This window comes from Catenuloplanes atrovinosus (genome assembly GCF_031458235.1).
Taxonomy (GTDB): Bacteria; Actinomycetota; Actinomycetes; order Mycobacteriales; family Micromonosporaceae; genus Catenuloplanes; species Catenuloplanes atrovinosus.
Map to the genome: position 1 here is coordinate 1672150 of NZ_JAVDYB010000001.1, position 17397 is coordinate 1689546.

The 17397-nt window shown below is 74.1% G+C and carries 21 protein-coding genes and 1 pseudogene; 17 read left to right on the top strand and 5 right to left on the bottom strand.

Annotation, left to right across the window (positions count from 1 at the left end; genetic code table 11):
• Window positions 1-8: 8 nt before the first annotated feature.
• The 3 genes and pseudogenes from J2S41_RS07165 to J2S41_RS07175 form a co-directional block, all read right to left on the bottom strand.
• Window positions 9-752, bottom strand: a complete 744-nt coding sequence (locus J2S41_RS07165) for an ABC transporter permease (protein ID WP_310364621.1) — start codon at window positions 750-752, stop codon at window positions 9-11.
• Window positions 749-1654, bottom strand: coding sequence for an ABC transporter ATP-binding protein (locus J2S41_RS07170; protein ID WP_310364622.1), 906 nt, complete (start codon window positions 1652-1654; stop codon window positions 749-751). The genes J2S41_RS07165 and J2S41_RS07170 overlap by 4 nt, the downstream gene beginning before the upstream one ends.
• A gap of 144 nt (window positions 1655-1798) precedes the next feature.
• Window positions 1799-2086, bottom strand: a pseudogene (locus tag J2S41_RS07175) (P-loop NTPase family protein); the annotation flags it as partial.
• Window positions 2087-2196: 110 nt separating this feature from the next.
• On the opposite strand from J2S41_RS07175, the gene J2S41_RS07180 reads away from it, so the two are divergent.
• From J2S41_RS07180 to J2S41_RS07220, 9 genes are all read left to right on the top strand, one after another.
• Entirely contained in the window at window positions 2197-2595 is a 399-nt protein-coding gene (locus tag J2S41_RS07180) for a VOC family protein (protein ID WP_310364623.1), read from the top strand.
• Between the two features lie 99 nt (window positions 2596-2694).
• Window positions 2695-3030, top strand: a complete 336-nt coding sequence (locus J2S41_RS07185) for a hypothetical protein (RefSeq protein WP_310364624.1) — start codon at window positions 2695-2697, stop codon at window positions 3028-3030.
• Window positions 2955-4016 (top strand): ABC transporter substrate-binding protein, encoded by a 1062-nt coding sequence (locus J2S41_RS07190; protein WP_310364625.1) that lies wholly within the window; start codon window positions 2955-2957, stop codon window positions 4014-4016. The genes J2S41_RS07185 and J2S41_RS07190 overlap by 76 nt, the downstream gene beginning before the upstream one ends.
• Complete coding sequence (locus J2S41_RS07195; RefSeq protein WP_310364626.1) at window positions 4006-4845, top strand: carbohydrate ABC transporter permease; 840 nt, start codon at window positions 4006-4008, stop codon at window positions 4843-4845. The genes J2S41_RS07190 and J2S41_RS07195 overlap by 11 nt, the downstream gene beginning before the upstream one ends.
• A complete protein-coding gene (locus J2S41_RS07200) occupies window positions 4842-5645 on the top strand; it encodes a carbohydrate ABC transporter permease (RefSeq protein WP_310364627.1) in 804 nt (267 codons plus the stop codon). Before J2S41_RS07195 ends, J2S41_RS07200 begins: the two co-directional genes overlap by 4 nt.
• Window positions 5642-6709, top strand: a complete 1068-nt coding sequence (locus J2S41_RS07205) for an ABC transporter ATP-binding protein (RefSeq protein ID WP_310364628.1) — start codon at window positions 5642-5644, stop codon at window positions 6707-6709. Before J2S41_RS07200 ends, J2S41_RS07205 begins: the two co-directional genes overlap by 4 nt.
• A 69-nt stretch (window positions 6710-6778) precedes the next feature.
• Window positions 6779-7573 (top strand): maleylpyruvate isomerase family mycothiol-dependent enzyme, encoded by a 795-nt coding sequence (locus J2S41_RS07210; RefSeq protein ID WP_310364629.1) that lies wholly within the window; start codon window positions 6779-6781, stop codon window positions 7571-7573.
• 2 nt (window positions 7574-7575) lie between these two features.
• Window positions 7576-7989, top strand: a complete 414-nt coding sequence (locus tag J2S41_RS07215) for a DUF1810 domain-containing protein (RefSeq protein ID WP_310364630.1) — start codon at window positions 7576-7578, stop codon at window positions 7987-7989.
• Between the two features lie 50 nt (window positions 7990-8039).
• Window positions 8040-8570 (top strand): DinB family protein, encoded by a 531-nt coding sequence (locus J2S41_RS07220; RefSeq protein WP_310364631.1) that lies wholly within the window; start codon window positions 8040-8042, stop codon window positions 8568-8570.
• Here J2S41_RS07220 and J2S41_RS07225 read toward each other — a convergent pair.
• Entirely contained in the window at window positions 8540-9469 is a 930-nt protein-coding gene (locus J2S41_RS07225) for a discoidin domain-containing protein (RefSeq protein WP_310364632.1), read from the bottom strand. The genes J2S41_RS07220 and J2S41_RS07225 overlap by 31 nt on opposite strands.
• A gap of 217 nt (window positions 9470-9686) precedes the next feature.
• On the opposite strand from J2S41_RS07225, the gene J2S41_RS07230 reads away from it, so the two are divergent.
• The 6 genes from J2S41_RS07230 to J2S41_RS07255 all read left to right on the top strand — a co-directional run bounded on the left by J2S41_RS07230 (window position 9687) and on the right by J2S41_RS07255 (window position 14920).
• Entirely contained in the window at window positions 9687-10451 is a 765-nt protein-coding gene (locus J2S41_RS07230) for a phosphatase PAP2 family protein (protein WP_310364633.1), read from the top strand.
• Window positions 10452-10491: 40 nt separating this feature from the next.
• Entirely contained in the window at window positions 10492-11070 is a 579-nt protein-coding gene (locus J2S41_RS07235; RefSeq protein WP_310364634.1) for a hypothetical protein, read from the top strand.
• Between the two features lie 45 nt (window positions 11071-11115).
• Window positions 11116-11859 (top strand): phosphatase PAP2 family protein, encoded by a 744-nt coding sequence (locus tag J2S41_RS07240; protein ID WP_310364635.1) that lies wholly within the window; start codon window positions 11116-11118, stop codon window positions 11857-11859.
• Window positions 11860-11935: 76 nt separating this feature from the next.
• On the top strand, window positions 11936-12694 hold the full coding sequence (gene fabG / locus J2S41_RS07245) for a 3-oxoacyl-ACP reductase FabG (RefSeq protein ID WP_310364636.1): 759 nt from the start codon (window positions 11936-11938) through the stop codon (window positions 12692-12694).
• A complete protein-coding gene (locus J2S41_RS07250) occupies window positions 12687-13850 on the top strand; it encodes an acyl-CoA dehydrogenase family protein (RefSeq protein ID WP_310364637.1) in 1164 nt (387 codons plus the stop codon). The genes fabG and J2S41_RS07250 overlap by 8 nt, the downstream gene beginning before the upstream one ends.
• A complete protein-coding gene (locus J2S41_RS07255; RefSeq protein WP_310364638.1) occupies window positions 13847-14920 on the top strand; it encodes an acyl-CoA dehydrogenase family protein in 1074 nt (357 codons plus the stop codon). Before J2S41_RS07250 ends, J2S41_RS07255 begins: the two co-directional genes overlap by 4 nt.
• On the opposite strand, the gene J2S41_RS07260 is transcribed toward J2S41_RS07255, so the two are convergent.
• A complete protein-coding gene (locus J2S41_RS07260; RefSeq protein ID WP_310364639.1) occupies window positions 14898-15692 on the bottom strand; it encodes a class I SAM-dependent methyltransferase in 795 nt (264 codons plus the stop codon). The two genes, J2S41_RS07255 and J2S41_RS07260, sit on opposite strands and share 23 nt — an antisense overlap.
• A gap of 76 nt (window positions 15693-15768) precedes the next feature.
• On the opposite strand from J2S41_RS07260, the gene J2S41_RS07265 reads away from it, so the two are divergent.
• The gene (locus J2S41_RS07265; protein ID WP_310364640.1) at window positions 15769-16356 is read left to right on the top strand and encodes a TetR/AcrR family transcriptional regulator; all 588 of its coding nucleotides are present in this window, start codon (window positions 15769-15771) and stop codon (window positions 16354-16356) included.
• Between the two features lie 137 nt (window positions 16357-16493).
• Window positions 16494-17360: an ABC transporter ATP-binding protein gene (locus J2S41_RS07270; RefSeq protein WP_310364641.1), complete on the top strand. Its 867-nt coding sequence runs from the start codon at window positions 16494-16496 to the stop codon at window positions 17358-17360.
• Window positions 17361-17397: the final 37 nt, after the last annotated feature.

Sequence of the window (17397 nt, forward strand, 5' to 3'; positions counted from 1 at the left end):
GGGCCTCTCTAGCGTCGCGGTTCCCAGCGGAACCACCGCTGGATGATCGTGATGCCGGCCGCGGTCCAGGCCGCGAGCAGCAGCAGCGGGCGGAACGCGTCCGACAGCGTCTCCGTACCGGCCCAGCCTAGAGTGATCAACTCGATCACCGGTCCGAGCGGTAGCAGTTCGAAGACGGTCCGCACCGGGGCGGGCAGGTCGTCCAGCGGGAACCACAGGCCGGCACCGAGGAAGCAGGCGAGCAGCATCGGCGTGGTGGTGATCTGCGCGAGCTCGATCGTGCTGGTGACGATCGCGGACGCGGCGGCCAGCACCACGAACACCGCGACGCCGCCGAACAGGCCCACGGCCAGCAGCAGCGGGTTCGCCGGTACGGGCAGCTCCAGGTACACGGCCGCGACCACCACCGTGAGCAGCGACTGGGCCAGCGCGATCGAGACCGCGGGGCTGGCGGTGCCGGCCAGGATCTCCGCCGCGTTCGGCGTGCCGGCACGCAGCCGCTTGAGCGTCAGCTCCTCGCGGCGGGCCACGTACGCGCCGACCAGGTTGTGGTAGACGACGATCGCCAGGATGACGCCGATCATGCCGCCGATCAGCGTCGCGGCGGCCGCGGGCGAGATTCCGGTCCCGGACATCCTCGGGACGAACAGCAGGCCGAAGACCGGCGGCAGCAGCAGCGCGTTGAACAGGGCGAGGCGGTTGCGCCAGAGCAGCAGCAGCTCGGCGCCGCCGATCGAGACGACGCGGTTCATCGGTGTCCTCCGGCGATGGTCAGGAACGCCTCTTCGAGCGAGGCGGAGCGGGCGTCGAGGTCGCGCAGCGTGACGTCGTGGTCGTCGGCCCAGCGGAGCAGCGCACTCAGCGTGGCCTGCAACTCGTCCGTCTTGATCACCACGTCCGGGCCGTCGCGGTCGATCGTCGGCGCGCCCGGCAGGTCCGGGATGTCGGTAGGGTCGCCGAGCCGGAAGATGATCCGCGCCGGGTACGCGCCGACCACCTGCGCCACCGTGCCGGACGTGACGATCGATCCGGCGTCCATGATGGCCAGCCGGTCCGCCAGCGCCTGCGCCTCGTCCAGGTAGTGCGTGGTGAGCAGCACCGTGGTCCCGGCCACCAGCAGGTCGCGGATCACCCGCCAGGTGTTCTGCCGGCTCTCCGGGTCGAGCCCGGTGGTCGGCTCGTCCAGGAACAGCACGTCCGGCCGGCCCAGCACCGCCAGCGCCAGGTCCAGCCGGCGGCGCTCGCCGCCGGAGAGCTGCTTGACCCGGACCCGGGCGCGGTGCCCGATCCCGGCGAGCTCCAGCGCCTCCGGCACCGGCCGCGCGTCGGGCAGCGTGCCGGCCCACATCCGCGCGGTCTCGGCCACGGTCAGGTCGGCCGGGAAGCCCGCGTCCTGGAGCATCACGCCGATCCTGGCGCGCACCGCGGCACGCTCCGCGAACGGGTCGTGGCCGAGGAGCCGGACCGTGCCGCCGCTCGGCCGGTCCAGCCCCTCCACCAGCTCCATCGTGGACGTCTTGCCGGCGCCGTTCGTGCCCAGCAGCGCGAACAGCTCGCCGCGCGCGACGTCGAAGGAGATGCCCTTCACCGCCTCGAACCCGCGGGGTCCGCCGTACCGGCGGCTGAGGCCCCGCACCTCGATCGCCTGTGTCATGCCGATGAGTCTGGTCGGCGCGGCGGCCCGGGATCAGTACGCCGGATCATCGGTATTCACGGCGCCGTCACGGCCGGGCGATGACAAATGTCAGTCGCTCACGTCCCGCCGGGCGAGCAGCACGGAGCCGAGCAGCGCGCCGGCCCCGGCGCCGACCACCCGGCCGCGCGAGATCACCACCACGTCGTCGACCAACTGGGACAGCTCGGCGAGCAGGTGGCTGGAGATCAGCACGGTGCCGCCCGCGTCCGCGTGCCCGCGCGGCAGCCCGCGCATCCAGGCGATGCCCTCCTGGTCGAGGCCGTTCGCGGGCTCGTCCAGGATCGGCACCGGTGGCTCGGTGAGCGGCGCGGTCGCGACCGACAGCCGCTGCCGCATGCCGAGCGAGGAACCGGCAGTGTGCCGCCGGCCCGCGGCCGTGAAGCTCGCCCCGTCCACGGCGGTGGTACTCCCGTACCACGTGGTCGGCCCGACTGCCTCGATCATCGCGCCGTCATGCCGGTTCCGAGGATCGCGCGGGGACGCGCCGTAGGATCGTCACCGTGAATCTTGATCTTGTTGCGGTAGTGGTGTCGGACTATGACGAGGCGATCCGGTTCTTCGTGGAGGTGCTGGGGTTCGCCCTGGTGGAGGACTCGCCGTCGGTGACGAACGACGGGCGGGCGAAGCGGTGGGTGGTGGTGCGGCCGCCGTCGGGCGGAACCGGGCTGCTGCTGGCCAAGGCGGACGGGGCGGCGCAGCAGGCGGCGGTGGGGAACCAGACCGGTGGGCGGGTCGGGTTCTTCCTGCGGGTGGACGACTTCGACGCGACGCTGGCGCGGCTGCGGGCGTACGGCGCGGAGATCCTGGGCGAGCCGCGGCACGAGGAGTACGGGACGGTCGTGGTGTTCCGGGACCTCGCCGGGAATCGATGGGATCTGCTGGGGCCGCGGCCCGCCTAGCGGCGGATGTTCCACTGTAGGCGATTCCCGCGCGAGCCTGCGCGCTGCGCAGACGTGCCTTAGATTGATGGGCACTGGTGCGCGCGGAGGGGGATCGGCATGGATCGGACGCGGATCGGCCGGCGGAGTCTGCTGGCGCTCGGGGCGGGGGCGGCGGCCGCGCCGTTGCTCACCGCCTGCGCGGGCGCCTCGACCACCGGCGCGGGCGGGGAGGGCACGGTCACGCTGCTGTCCAACCAGTTCAGCCCGGTGGAGGAGCGGCAGCGGTTCGAGGCGATCCTGAAGGCGCGGGTGACGGCGGCGCCGGTCGCGTTCAACCAGGTGGAGACCGGGTCTTCGCGTCGACGGTGCAGAGTCAGGTGGATTCCGGCAAGCCGCAGATCAGCCTGGTCGGCGCGCAGCACGGCGACCTGGCGCCGCACGCGAGCCGGCTGATCGACCTGGACGACGTGCTCATCGGGCTCGCCGACCGCGGCTTCTCCGCGGAGCTGAGCGGCCTGGCCAAGCTGGGCGGCGCCACCACGAAGTACATCCCGTGGATGCAGGCCAGCTACGTGCTCGCGGTGAACAAGCGGGCGCTGGAGTGGCTGCCGTCCGGCGCGGACGTGTGGAAGCTGACCTACGACCAGCTGCTCGACTGGGCCACGGCCGGCCGGCAGGGCAACGGCGGCAAGCCGATCTTCGGGCTGCCGGCCGGCGCCAAGGGCCTCTACCACCGGTTCCTTCAGGGATACCTGGTGCCGAGCTTCTCCGGCGGGCAGATCACCACGTTCCGGTCCGCGGACGCGGTGGCCGGCTGGCGGTACCTCAAGGAGCTGTGGGCGCAGACCGCGCCGGCCTCCACCGGCTGGGACAACATGCAGGACCCGCTGCAGCGCGGCGAGGTGCTGGTCGGCTTCGACCACTCGGCCCGGCTGGTCGGCGCGCCCGCGGACAAGCCCGGCGACTGGCTGATGGTGCCGGCGCCCACCGGGCCGAAGGGGCTCGGTTACATGGCGGTCGTGGTCGGCCTCGGCATCCCGAACGGCGCGCCGGAGACCGACCGGGCCAAGGAGGTCATCAAGGCGCTCACCGCGCCGGAGACCCAGCTCGACGTGCTCCGCCAGAACGCGTTCTTCCCGGTGACGAACGCGCAGGTGCCGGCGGACCTGCCGGGCGCGGTGGCGCTGGCGGACGCGGCGATCCGGGCCCAGCGCGAGGCGCCGGACGCGATCCTCTCGCTGCCGCCGGTCGGGCTCGGCGCGCGCGACGGCGAGGTGGCGCAGGTCTTCAAGGACACGTTCAAGGAGGTCCTGATCGACGGCCGGGACGCGCAGCAGGTGGTCGGCGCGCAGGGGGCCAGGCTGGACGGGATCGTGGCGGAGGCGAACGTGCCGTGCTGGCAGCCGGACCCGGCCGGAGCACCGTGCCGTGTCGCGTGAGCCCACCCGGAGCCCGGCGATCTGGCTGATCCTGCCGTCACTGGTCTTCATGACGCTGCTGTTCCTCTGGCCGCTGCTCACCGGCCTGGCGCAGGCGTTCAGCGGCGCGGACGGGCCCACCACCGCGCACGTCCAGCGCATGATCGAGGACTCCTACTTCTGGGAGGCGATGCGCAACACCGCGCTGCTGATCGTGGTGCTGATCCCGCTGCAGTTCGCGCTCGCGATCACCATGGCGCTGCTGCTGCGGCAGAACCCGCGCTTCGCCGGCCTGTACTTCTACGTCTGGGTGGTGCCGCTCGCGATCAGCGACCTGGCGGCCGGGCTGATCTGGCTGTCCATCTTCACCGACCGCGGCTACCTGAACTCGGTGCTGGAGCTGCTCGGCATCGCGCCGTACGCGTGGCTGTCCTACGAGAACCCGGCCACCATGTTCCTGGCGATCCTGCTGGCCGAGCTGTGGCGGGCCACCGCGCTGGTCTTCGTGATCCTGGTGGCCGGCATGCAGGGCATCCCGCGCGACTACGAGGAGGCGGCCGAGGTGCTCGGCGCCGGTTACTGGAAGCGGCTGCGGTACGTGATCCTGCCTCAGCTGCGGCCCAGCCTCCAGGTCGCGCTGATCCTGCGGACCATCCTGGCGCTGGAGACGTTCGCGGTCGCGCAGGCGCTCACCGCGCGCAGCTTCCCGCTGCTCGTCGGCGAGACGTACCAGTGGTACTACTTCCTGCAGAATCCGAACGTCGCCACCGCGATCGCGCTGGTGGTGCTGCTGCTGTCGCTGACCGCCGCGTTCGGTTACCTGCGGCTGATGCGGGGAGCGGCGCGATGACCCGGCAGCGGGTGCTGGTGCAGGCCGGCTGCGTGCTGGTCACGCTCTTCATGGGCGTGCCGCTCTACCTGATCGCGCTGGCCTCGTTCACGTCGCGGGAGGCGCTCAACCGCTTCCCGCTGCCGATGCTGCCGACCGCGGTCTCCGGCGAGACCATGAACACGTTCCTGCAGACCACGGGCATCGTCGGCGGCATGATCAACTCGCTGACGGTGGGGCTGAGCACGGTCGCGCTGGCCACGCTGCTCGGCGTGCCGGGCGGGTACGCGCTGGCCCGGTTCGCGTTCCGGGGCCGGGACGCGTACCAGATCGTCATGCTGCTGACTCGGGCGCTGCCGATCGTCGTGCTCTCCGTACCGCTCGCGACGATCTTCATCGACGCCGGGCTGTACGACACGACGTACGCGGTCACGCTGCTGCACACGGCGCTGGCGCTGCCCAGCACCATCCTGATCACCTCCGCGGTGTTCGCCGGCGTCTCGGTCGAGCAGGAGGAGGCCGCGATGGTCTTCGGCGCACGCCGGTGGACCGCGTTCCTGCGGGTGGTCGCGCCGCAGGCGCTGCCCGGCATCGCGGCCGCCGCGGTGTTCACGTTCGTCACCTCGTGGAACGAGGTGCTCGGCGCCAGCATCCTCACGCTCAACCGGCGCACGCTGCCCGCCCACCTGCTCGCCACGCTGGCCGACTCCCCGCTGGCCTTCCGGTTCGCCGGCGGCCTGGTGCTGGTCGTGCCCGCGCTCGTCTTCATCGCCCTGGTACGCCGATACCTGCTCAACATGTGGGGGACGACGCTTCGATGAACGTCACCATCACCAACCTGGTGAAGAGCTACCCCGCGCGCCGCGCCACCGACGACGTCTCGCTGACCGTCGAGGAGGGCGAGTTCCTGGTGCTGGTCGGGCCCAGCGGCTGCGGCAAGACCACGCTGCTGCGCATGGTGGCCGGCCTGGAGACCCCGGACTCCGGCACGATCTCCATCGGCGGCCGGGACGTGACCCGCACGCCGGCCCGCGAGCGCGGCCTGTCCATGGTCTTCCAGTCGTACGCGGTGTTCCCGCACATGCGCGTGCGCGACAACATCGGCTTCGGCCTCACCATGCGGAAGGTCGAGAAGGCCGAATGGCAGCGGCGGGTACGCGAGGCGGCCGAACTGCTCGACCTCACCGACGTGCTGGACCGCTACCCCGCGCAGCTCTCCGGCGGCCAGCGGCAGCGCGTCGCGGTCGCGCGCGCCATCGTGGTCGACGCGGCCGTGCTGCTGATGGACGAGCCGCTGTCCAACCTGGACGCGCTGCTGCGCCTGCAGTTCCGCGCGGAGCTCAAGAAGATCGTCGGCCGGCTCGGCACCACCACGCTCTACGTCACGCACGACCAGGCCGAGGCGATGTCGCTCGGCGACCGGGTGGCGGTCATGCGCGACGGCCGGATCGCCCAGCTCGGCCCGCCGCTGGAGGTCTACGACCGCCCGTCCGAGCGCTTCGTCGGCGGCTTCCTCGGCGCGCCGCCGATGAACTTCTTCCCCGCCCGGGTCTCCGGCACCGCGCTGACCACCGGCGAGGCGACGGTCCCCGGGCCGGCCGGGCTCGCCTCCTGGGACGGCCGGGAGATCCTGGTCGGGGTGCGCGCGGAGAACATCGCGGTCGCGTCCGGCGACGACGGTGACGACGGGCTCAAGGCCACCGTGGAGGTGGCCGAGCCGACCGGCGCGACCGTGCTGCTCACCACCCGCTGGGCCGGCCACGAGCTGAAGGTCAGCACCGGACCCGGTTTCCGGGCCGGGCCCGGCGACACCGTCCGGCTGCGGCTGCCGGCCGGCTCGCTGCGCTTCTTCGACCCGGAGACCGGGCTCGCGCTCACGCCGTGATCCCGGGCGAGGCATGATGTGGAGGTCGCTGCACCCCGACCTCGATCACCGATGGGCAGGAAACCACAGATGAGCACAGCCGCCGACAGCGTGATCACCGTGCTGCGGGACGGGCACGACGCGCTCGCCGCCCGCGTGGCGACGCTGACGCCGCAGGACCTGACCGCGCGGTCCGCCGCGGACGAGTGGACGATCGCGCAGACGCTGAGCCACCTGGGCAGCGGCGCGGAGATCGGGCTGGCCACGCTGGTCGCGGCGCGGGACGGCGGACCGGCACCGGACCGTGACTTCAACCTGGGCGTGTGGTCGCGGTGGGACGCGATGACGCCGCAGGAGCAGGCGGACGCGTTCCCGACGTCGAACGAGCGGCTGGTCGCGGCGTTCGAGGCGCTGGACGAGACCGCGCGCCGGGAGCTGCGGGTGACGTACGGCTGGCTGCCCGCACCGGTCGGCGTGGACGTCTCGGCCCGCATGCGGCTGAGCGAGTTCGCCATGCACCGCTGGGACGTCGAGGCCGGGCTGGACGAGGGCGCGACGGTCAGCCCGGACGCGGTGCCGCCGCTGGTCGACCACGCGCTCGGCGGCCTGCTGAGCTGGGCGGCGAAGACGGAGTCGCTGGGCGGCGCGGAGCACCTGCTGGCAGTGCGGGTGAGCGACCCGGACCGGTCGTTCGGGCTGCGCCTGGGCGGGTCGGTCGAGGTGACGGAGACGCCGGCGGAGCCGGACGGCACGCTCACGCTGCCCGCGGAGCGACTGCTGCGGCTCGCCTACGGCCGGCTCAAGGAGCCGTACCGCACGGACGGCGTGGCGGTGACCGGGCCGCTGAGCCTGGACGACCTGCGCCGCGTCTTCCCGGGCTTCTGAGCGTGACGGACCTGCAGCGGTTCGTGGACGCCCAGCACGGCGTGCACGAGCGCGTCCTGGCGGAGCTGGCCGCGGGCGAGAAGCGTACCCACTGGATGTGGTTCGTCTTCCCGCAACTGGCCGGCCTGGGCCGCAGCGACATGGCCCGGCGGTACGCGCTGGCCTCGCTTCCCGAGGCCCGGGACTACCTGGCCCATCCGGTGCTCGGCCCGCGGCTGCGCGAGTGCGCGCGGACCGTGCTGGCCGTGCGCGACCGCTCGGCCGAGGAGATCTTCGGCACCGTCGACGCCACCAAGCTGCGCTCCTCGATGACGCTGTTCGCGCTGGCCGCGCCGGACGAACCGGTCTTCACCGAGGTGCTCGCCCGCTACTTCGGCGGCGAGCCCGACCCGCTCACCGCGCAGCGGCTGGCCTGAACGCCGTACCGGGTTGGTAGCGGCGCCGCCCGGTGGGTAAGGGGATGCGGGTGACGACGCCCCAGCCGGAACCCGGGCCCACCACCGACGTGCGTGAGCTGTTCCTCAGCTACCTCGACTACTACCGGTCGGCGATCGCGGACGCGGTCGCCGGGCTGAGCGAGGAACAGCTGCGCGAGTCTCGCCTGCCGACCGGCTGGTCGCCGATCGAGCTGGTCAAGCACCTGATCCACATGGAACGCCGCTGGCTCGTCTGGGGCGTGGCCGGCGCGGCGGTGAAGGAGCCGTGGGCGGACAGCGTGGACGAGCGGTGGACCGTCCGGCCGGACGAGTCGATCGGCGACCTGCTGGCGGAGCTGCGCGCGGCCGGCGCCAGCACCCGCCGGATCATCGGCAGCCGCGCGCTCTCCGCGTCCTCCGCGACCGGCGGGCGGTTCCCGAAGGGCACGCAGCCGCCGCCGAGCGTGGTGGCGGTGCTGTTCCACGTGCTCCAGGAGTACGCGCGGCACGCCGGGCACCTGGACATCGCGCGCGAGCTGATCGACGCCGGTCAGCTCACCCGCAGCTCCAGCACGGAGTAGCCGTACTGGCCGTTGCGCGCGGTGCAGTAGAGCCGGACGTAGCGCGCGGTCGCCCGCTCGTCCACGGTCACCGTGCCGCCGCTGCCGCTGGCCGTCTGGTAGAGCACGGTCCAGGTGCCGCCGTCGGTCGACGCCTCCACCCGGTAGGCGGTCGCGTACGCGTGCTCCCAGGCGACCTGCACCCGGCTGACCGACCACTCCTCGCCCAGGTCCACGGTCAGCCAGCCCGGGTCGGTGAACGCGCTGCTCCACCGGGTGGCCAGGTCCCCGTCGACCGCGTTCGACGCCTTCCACGGGTCGCCCTCGACGCCGGAGACCTCGACGGGGCGGTTCAGCGCCAGGTTGGTGCCGCCCGCGTTCGGCCGCGGCCTCGGCTTCTTCGGCGGGATCACGGCCGCGGTGGGGCTCGTGGCCGGGCTCGCCGGCGAGGCGGCCGGGCTCGCGGACGCGTCCGGCGACGCGGAGACGGCCGGGGTGGCGGACGCGCCCGGCGCGGTGGACGCGCCCGGCGTGGCGGACGCGGTCGGCGGGACCCACACCTCCACGGTCGTCACCGGCACCACCACGCCCGTGCGGTCGTCGCGCGGCGCGGCCCTCGACGCGAGGAACACCGCCGCCGACGCGGCGACGACCAGCACCAGCGCCAGAGCCCCGCCGATCAGCAGCGGCTTCCGGCCACGTCGTTCCGGATCATCAGCCGGTACGGTGGACGACTCCCCGGCGTCGCCCGGCGCCGAGGCGGGACCGGGCGCCGGCGGTGCGGTGTCCGGCCCGTCCGGGACGTCCGCCACCCGGCGCGGGAACATCGTGCGCAACGCGTGCGCCCGGTCCGCCGCGTACCCCGCCCGGTCCGCGTCGTCGTCCGGTGTCGTCCCGTGCTCCGCAGGTGTGCCGGCCACGTCGTCGTGCCTCCGAGGGTTGTTCGGGTGGGAACGCTCCCGCCGCACGGCGGGCCGCCCGAGGCTACGGACGCGCACGGCCCGGCGGACAGCCCACCCGATGTCCACCGCTGCTCATCCCGCCGTTCACCCCGGCGTTCGGTCCGCGACCGCGGTCGGGGCCGACTGATCCCGGTCGGCCCGGATTCTTCACAGGCGAGGCGGGTATGAACGGCGGATGCACGTTCCGACCGAAGACTCCCGGACCTGGTGGGCGCGCCGGCTCGACCCGCACAGCTCGCTCGGCCCGCGCCTGACGCTCGCCGCCGCGGCGGCCGCGGTGGTCCTGATCCCGTTCTCCGTGATCGCCATGCTGGTGGTCTCCCGCTGGTCGCCGCTGCGCGCGCTGGACGAGCGGGTGGCGCACGCGCTGCACGCGTTCGCCCGCAGCCGCCCGGACTGGGTCGGCGCGGTGCAGACCTGGACCGACGTGTTCGCGCCCACGCCGCTGCGGCTGCTCGTGGTGCTGCTCGCGGCGTGGCTGTGGTGGCGCGGGTCCCGGCGGGTCGCGCTCTGGGCGGTCACCACGATCGCCGCCGGCGGCGCGCTGGGCCTGCTGCTCAAGCTGCTGTTCGGCCGCGCCCGCCCGGAGTTCCTGGAGCCGGTGTCGTCCGCGCCCGGCTACTCGTTCCCGTCCGGGCACTCGATGACCGCCGCGCTGGCGTCCGCCGTGCTGCTGCTCATGCTGCTGCCGCTCACCGACCGGCTGCCGTACCGCGGGCTGGTCCGCGCCGCGATGTGGGCCGCCGCGCTCGCGGTCGCGATCGGCACCGGGCTCAGCCGCGTCGCGCTCGGCGTGCACTGGATGAGCGACGTGCTCGGCGGCTGGACCGTGGGCATCGCCGTGGTCGCGGCCACCACCGCCGCGTTCGAGACCTGGCGCGGCGCCGCGCACCGCCCGGTCACCGAGGGCCTCCGCGAGGCACGCCCGGTCACCCGCTGAGCGCTCGCGATCATCGACGCGGGGTGGCAGGCTGCGGGTCGTGGGTTTCTTCGACGACCTTCCGCCGCCGCCGGTCGCGCCGAGCCCGCCGGAACGGCCGAGACCGGCGTGGGCGATGCCGGAGGACGCGATCGGCGTGGCGGTGCCGCTCGACATCGCGCTCGCGTTCGGCGACGGCGTGGCCGTGGGCGTCACCGCGCTGACCGCGTTCGCGAACGGGTTCGAGGTCACGGTCTCCGCGGTGGCCCGGGTGGACGATCGCCGTGGCCGCGTGCTGCGCGACGGGTTCCGCCGCGCCTATCCGCCGGACGAGCCGCCCGGCCCGGAGTTCCTGCGGTTCGGCCTGCGGTACGCGGACGGCGGCGTCGCCACGAACCTGACCTTCCCCGGCGCGCTGGACGCGGAGCCGGCCGGCCCGCTGCTGATCCACCACAGCGGCACGGGCACGCAGCGACGGCAGACCGTGACCTACTGGGCGTGGCCGCTGCCGCCGCCGGGCCCGCTCACGGTGGTGTTCTCCTGGCCGGCCCGGGGCATCGACGAGTTCCGTACGGAGATCGACGCCGGTGCGGTCCGGGCCGCCGCGGACCGGGCCGTGGTGGTCTGGAGGGACGCGTGACACGTGGGGTTTGATCGCGCGTAACGTCCGGGTATGGACTCGGCCATGTCTCTCGCCGGAACCTGGGCCGTGGTCCGGCAGGCCGCCGTACGGCTGGTGCTGCCGCTCGCCCTCCTGTACGCGATCATGGTCGGTCTGGGTCTGCTGATCACCCGGGTGCTCGACGACGTCTGGCCGCTCACGCTGGAGGACGACGTCAACCGCCGGTTGGAGGACGAGCGCGGCGGTGCCGCGGACGCGATCTCGCTGGTGTTCAGCACCGTCGCCAGCACCCAGGTGATCATCCTGGTCACCGCGATCGTCGCGCTGGTGCTGGCGCTGACCCGGCGCGACTGGCGGGAGCCGGCGTTCCTGATCGGCGCGGTCGCCGCCCAGTCCACCGTGTTCGTGCTGACCACGCTGGTGATCGACCGCGGGCGCCCGGCCGTGGAGCACATGGACGCCTCGCCGCCGACCTCCAGCTTCCCCAGCGGGCACACCTCGGCCGCGATCGCGCTCTACGTCGGGCTGGGGCTGGTGCTGGCGTCCCGCGCGGCGTCCCGGCGCGGGCGGTGGACGTGGCTGTCGATGCTGGTCGCGGTCCCGATCGGGGTGGCGCTGGCCCGGATGTACCGCGGCATGCACCACCCGAGTGACCTGATCGGCTCGGTGCTCAACGGGGCCACCTGCCTGGTCATCATGGCCCGCAACTTCCTGGACCGCGGCGTCCGGTGGGGACGGGACGGAGTGAGCACCGCGCGCGAGACGGTCGCGAGGTCGTTAACGCTCACGCCTGGACGCCCGCGCTGAGCGTACTAGCGTGTCTCCTGACCGACGGTTTATATTGCACTGACAGTGCACAAACTGGCGCGGAGGAGAGGCACCGATGGCGGAGCAGCAGCGGGTGGCGATCGTGACCGGGGCGGCGCGGGGGATCGGGGCGGCCACGGCCGTCCGCCTCGCCGCGGACGGGCTCGCCGTCGCGGTTCTCGACCTGGCCGAGGCGGACGCGAAGGGCACCGCGGACGCGATCGTCGCCGCCGGTGGCCGCGCGCTCGCGGTCGGCGCGGACGTGTCCGACACCGCGCAGGTCACCGCGGCCGTCGACCGCGTCGCGGCCGAGCTGGGACCGCCGCTGGTGCTGGTCAACAACGCCGGGGTGATCCGGGACAACCTGCTGTTCAAGATGACCGACGCGGACTGGGACACGGTGCTCGGCGTGCACCTGCGCGGTGCGTTCCTGATGAGCCGGGCCGCGCAGGCGCACATGACGGCCGCGAAGTGGGGCCGGATCGTCAACCTGTCCAGCACGTCCGCGCTCGGCAACCGGGGCCAGGCCAACTACGCGGCCGCGAAGGCCGGCATGCAGGGCTTCACCAAGACGCTCGCACTGGAGCTGGGCCCGTTCGGCGTGACGGTCAACGCGGTCGCGCCCGGCTTCATCGTCACGGACATGACCGCGGCGACCGCGGCGCGCGTCAAGGTCCCGTTCGACGTCTACCAGGAGAAGGCCGCGGAGCAGATCCCGGTACGGCGGGTCGGCCGCCCGGAGGACGTCGCGCACACCATCTCGTTCCTGGCCTCCGAGGGCGCCGGGTTCGTCTCCGGGCAGGTCGTCTACGTGGCCGGTGGGCCGCGTGACTGACGTCCGGGCGCTGACCCGGGAGTTCCTCGCGTCGGCGCCGCCGGTGGACGACCCGCTCGCGTTCCTGCGCGCGCGCTTCGACGCCGGGCTCGCCTGGGTGCACTACCCGGCCGGGCTCGGCGGGCTCGGGCTGCCCCGCGAGCAGCAGGCGATCGTGGACGAGGAACTGGCCGGCACGCCGGCCAACGACCCGCGGCGGATCGCGATCGGGCTCGGCATGGCCGCGCCCACCATCCTGCGGCACGGCACCGACGAGCAGCGACGCCGCTTCCTCCGTCCGCTCTGGACCGGCGAGGAGGTGTGGTGCCAGCTCTTCAGCGAGCCCGGCGCCGGCTCCGACCTGGCCGGGCTGGCCACCCGCGCGGTCCGCGACGGCGACGGCTGGCGAATCACCGGGCAGAAGGTCTGGACCTCGATGGCGCACCTGGCGCGCTGGGCGATCCTGCTCGCCCGCACCGACCCGGACCTGCCGAAGCATCAGGGCCTGACGTACTTCGTCTGCGACATGACCGCGCCCGGCGTCGAGGTGCGCCCGCTGCGGCAGCTCACCGGCGAGGCCGAGTTCAACGAGGTCTTCCTCACCGACGTGCACCTGCCGGACGGCCTGCGGCTCGGCGCGGTCGGCGACGGCTGGGCGGTGGCGCGGACCACGCTGATGAACGAGCGCGTCTCCATCGGCGGGACCCCGCTGCCGCGCGAGGGCGGCCTGATCGGCGTGCTCGCGGCGCTGTGGCGGGACCGGCCGGACGTGCGCACGGCCGCGGCCCACGACGAGATGCTGCGGCTCTGGGTGGCGGCCGAGGCGGCACGGCTGACCGGCGTGCGCGCCCGGCAGCAGCTCGCGGCCGGTGAGCCCGGGCCGGAGGGCTCCGCGGTCAAGCTCGCGTTCGCGGAGCTGGCGCAGCGGATCACCGGGCTGGAGCTGGAGCTGCGCGGCGCGGACGGGCTCCGGCACGACGACTGGACCATGCGGCGCGGCGAGGTGGTCGACTTCGAGGGGCGGTCGCCGACGTACCGGTGGCTGCGGGCGAAGGGCACGTCGATCGAGGGCGGCACCTCCGAGATCCTGCGCACCATCATCGCGGAGCGGGTGCTGGGCCTGCCGGCCGAGCCGCGCACCGACACCACCGTCCCGTGGCGGGAGCTGCCCCGATGAACCTGCTGTACAGCCACGTCGAGGAGTCCCTGCGCGACTCGCTGCGCGACCTGCTGCGCGCCCGGGCCACCGCCGGCGCCCCGGGCGGCGACGGCGGTTTCGACGCGGAGACGTGGCGGCTGCTGGCGGTGGAGCTGGGCGTGGCCGGGCTGGTCGTGCCGGAGGAACTGGGCGGCGCGGGCGCGAGCCTGCGCGAGGCCGCGCTGGTGATGGAGGAACTGGGCCGCTTCCTCGCACCGGTGCCGTACCTCGGCTGTGCCGTGATGGCGGCGACCGCGTTGCGGGTGGCCGGCGACACCGCGCTGCTGGCCCGGATCGCGGACGGGTCCGCCTGCGTGGCGCTGGCGGTGCCGTTCGCCGGGACGCCCGCCACGATCGAGGTCGCGGACGGCGTGCTGACCGGCCGGGTGGGGTCGGTGGCGGACGCCGTCGCGGCCGACGTGCTGCTCGTACCGGCCGGGGGCGACCTCTACGAGGTGGCCGCGGAGGGGCCGGGCGTGGTGCGTACCGCCGTGGTGTCGCTGGACGAGACGCGGCCACTGGTGGATCTGGCGCTGTCCGCGGCACCGGGGCGGCGGATCGGCCCGGCACCGGGCGCGCTGGCCGCGGCGCGCACCGCGGGCGCCGCGCTGCTGGCGTCCGAGCAGCTCGGCGTGGCGGAGTGGTGCCTGGACACCACGGTGGCGTACGCGAAGACGCGCTTCCAGTTCGGCCGCCCGATCGGATCGTTCCAGGCGATCAAGCACCGGCTGGCCGACGTGTGGGTGTCCGTGGCGCAGGCGCGCGCGGTGGCGCGGTACGCCGCGGGCGCGGTGTCCGGCGTGGACCTCGCCGGCCCGGAGCCGCGGCTGGCGGCGGCGCTGGCGCAGGCGCACTGCGGCCCGGTCGCGGTGCGGGCGGCGGAGGAGTGCGTGCAGCTGCACGGCGGCATCGGGTTCACCTGGGAGCACCCGGCGCACCGCTACCTGAAGCGGGCGAAGACCACGTCGATCGCCCTGGGCACGGCCGCGGCGCACCGGGCGGAGCTGGCCGGGCTGCTGGACCTGCCTATCGCGCCCGGGTCGCGGTGATCACCAGGGTCGTGACGTGCATGGTGAACGCGCCGCCGGCCCGGTCGATCGCGGCACCGATCTCGTCCAGCAGCGGGCCGAGGCGCTCGGCGGGCAGGCGGGTGAAGAAGCCCTGCGTCGGCACCTGGTCGAGCCACTCGTCGCGGGTGTAGCGGCGGGTCCGGTCGTACCGCCACTGCTCCGGCTCGGTGAGGCCGCCGGCCGCGCGCATGCCGTCCGCCGCGGTGGCCCCCATCGTCCGGTAGGCCGCGACCGCGTCCGCGACCGTGGGTGCCTGCGGCAGCAGCCGAGCGTTTATCTCTCCGAACGTGCTGGCGACCGCCGGCTCCGGCTGCATCGCGTTCCAGAACACGGCGAGCCGCCCGCCCGGGCGCAGCACCTCGGCCGCGCGCCGCGCGCCGGCCGCCGGGTCGACCCAGTGCCACGTCTGGCCCGCGACGACCAGGTCGAAGACCCGGCCGCGGGCCGGCCACGCCTCGAACGTGGCCTCCTCCACCTCGATGCCGTGCCGCCGCGCGACCGCGGCCATCCGCGGGTCCGGGTCGACGCCGAGCACGCGAGCGCCGGCGTCGGCGAACGGGCGCGCCGAGAGGCCGGTGCCGCAGCCGACGTCCAGCACGTCGAGCGGGCCGTCGCGGTGCGGCGTCGCCGCGATGATCTCCCGCACCATCTCGTCGGGGTAGCCCGGGCGGGCCCGGTCGTAGCGTTCCGCGTCGCCGCCGAAGGACCGCGCGACCTGATGGTGGTGGTGTGGCGCGTCGTTAGTGGGCATGTGCCCACTCTAGTGGGCGGGCGCCCACTAGTCGAGCCGGTAGTGTTCTCGCGGGCGAGGGAAGAGGTGCAGTTCCGTGCCGACTGGCGTGGCCATCCGTGACGTGCGCGAGCACCTGTTCGCCGCGGCCGAGCGGGTCCTGGTCCGGGACGGCGCGGCGGCGCTGACCAGCCGCGCCGTCACCACGGAGGCCGGCGTCGCGAAGGGCGTGCTGCACCGCCACTTCCCGGACTTCGACGGTTTCCTCGCCGAGCTGATCCGGGACCGCGTCGCGCGGCTCGCGGTGGATGCCGAGGCGCTGCACGCCGGTGCCGGTACGGGCTCCGTGGCCGGGCGCCTCGCCGCGACGCTGACCGGCCTGTTCGGCTCCGTGGCGGTCGGGCTGGTCGGTCTGCTGATCTTCCGTGACGACCTGCGGGCGCGGCTGCGCGCGGACTATCCCACCGGCGTGCCGCTGCTCGCGGACATCGTCGAGATGATCGCCGCCTATCTGGAGCTCGAGCGCGCGGCCGGCCGCGTGGCCGCCGACGCCGACCCGACCCTGCTGGCCCACACGCTGATCGGCTCCAGCCACCTGCTCTTCGCCGGCCGCCGGGACGCACCGCCCGCCGAGGCCGAGGTGGCCGAGCTGATCACGTCCATCCTGGCGCCCGTTCTCCGCTGACGCCGCGCGTCGATGCGTCGATGCCGTGTCGGGGGTATTGACGTCGCGTTTCCTGAATATACACTCCCAGTGTAATTACCTCGGCCGGGCCGTCGCAGGGGCGACGGCAGCGCGGCGGGGTGATGGGCGAGGTGACCATGGGAGCACCACCGCACGAGGACGGATCATCACCGCACGACCCGGCGCGGGGCCTCGAACTGGCCGGCGTCGGGGTGCGGTTCGGCGGGCTTACCGCGCTGGAGGACGTGTCGCTGCGGGTGCCGCCCGGGCGGATCGTCGGCGTGATCGGGCCCAACGGCGCCGGGAAGACCACGGTGTTCAACGTGGTGTGCGGGTTCGTGGTGCCGCACGCCGGGACGATCACACTGGACGGCCGGCGGCTGCGGCCGAGGCCGCACCGGCTGACCCGGCTCGGCATCGCGCGCACGCTGCAGGGCGTGGGGCTGTTCGCGGGCCTGACGCTGGCGGAGAACGTGATGGCCGGCGCGACCGGGTCGGCGCGGGCCGGGTTCCTGTCCTCGCTGCTCGCGACGCCGTGGGCGGCCCGGGAAGAGCGGCGGCTGCGAACCGGCGCGGTCGAGATCCTGGAGCGGCTGGGCATCGGGGGGCACGCGGACGCGCTGCCGGCCACGCTGCCGTACGCGATCCAGAAGAAGGCCGGGCTGGCCCGCGCGCTGGCGGCCCGGCCGCGGTTGCTTTTGCTGGACGAGCCGGCCGGCGGGCTCGGCGCGGAGGAGATCGACGAGCTGGCCGCGCTGATCCGCGGGCTGCCGGCCGCGGCGGGCACGGCCGTGCTGCTGGTCGAGCACCACATGGACCTGGTGATGTCGGTCTGCGACGAGATCGTGGTGCTCGACTTCGGGCGCGTGGTCGCCACCGGCACGCCGGACCAGGTGCGCGGCGACCCCGCGGTGGCGGCGGCCTACCTCGGCACCGAGGCGATCACACCGGACGGCACCCCCGGCGCGGTCGCGCCGGAGGAGACCGGGACGGTGACGCGGTGACGGCGCAGACCCGGCAGCGGCCGGGCGCCCGGCACGC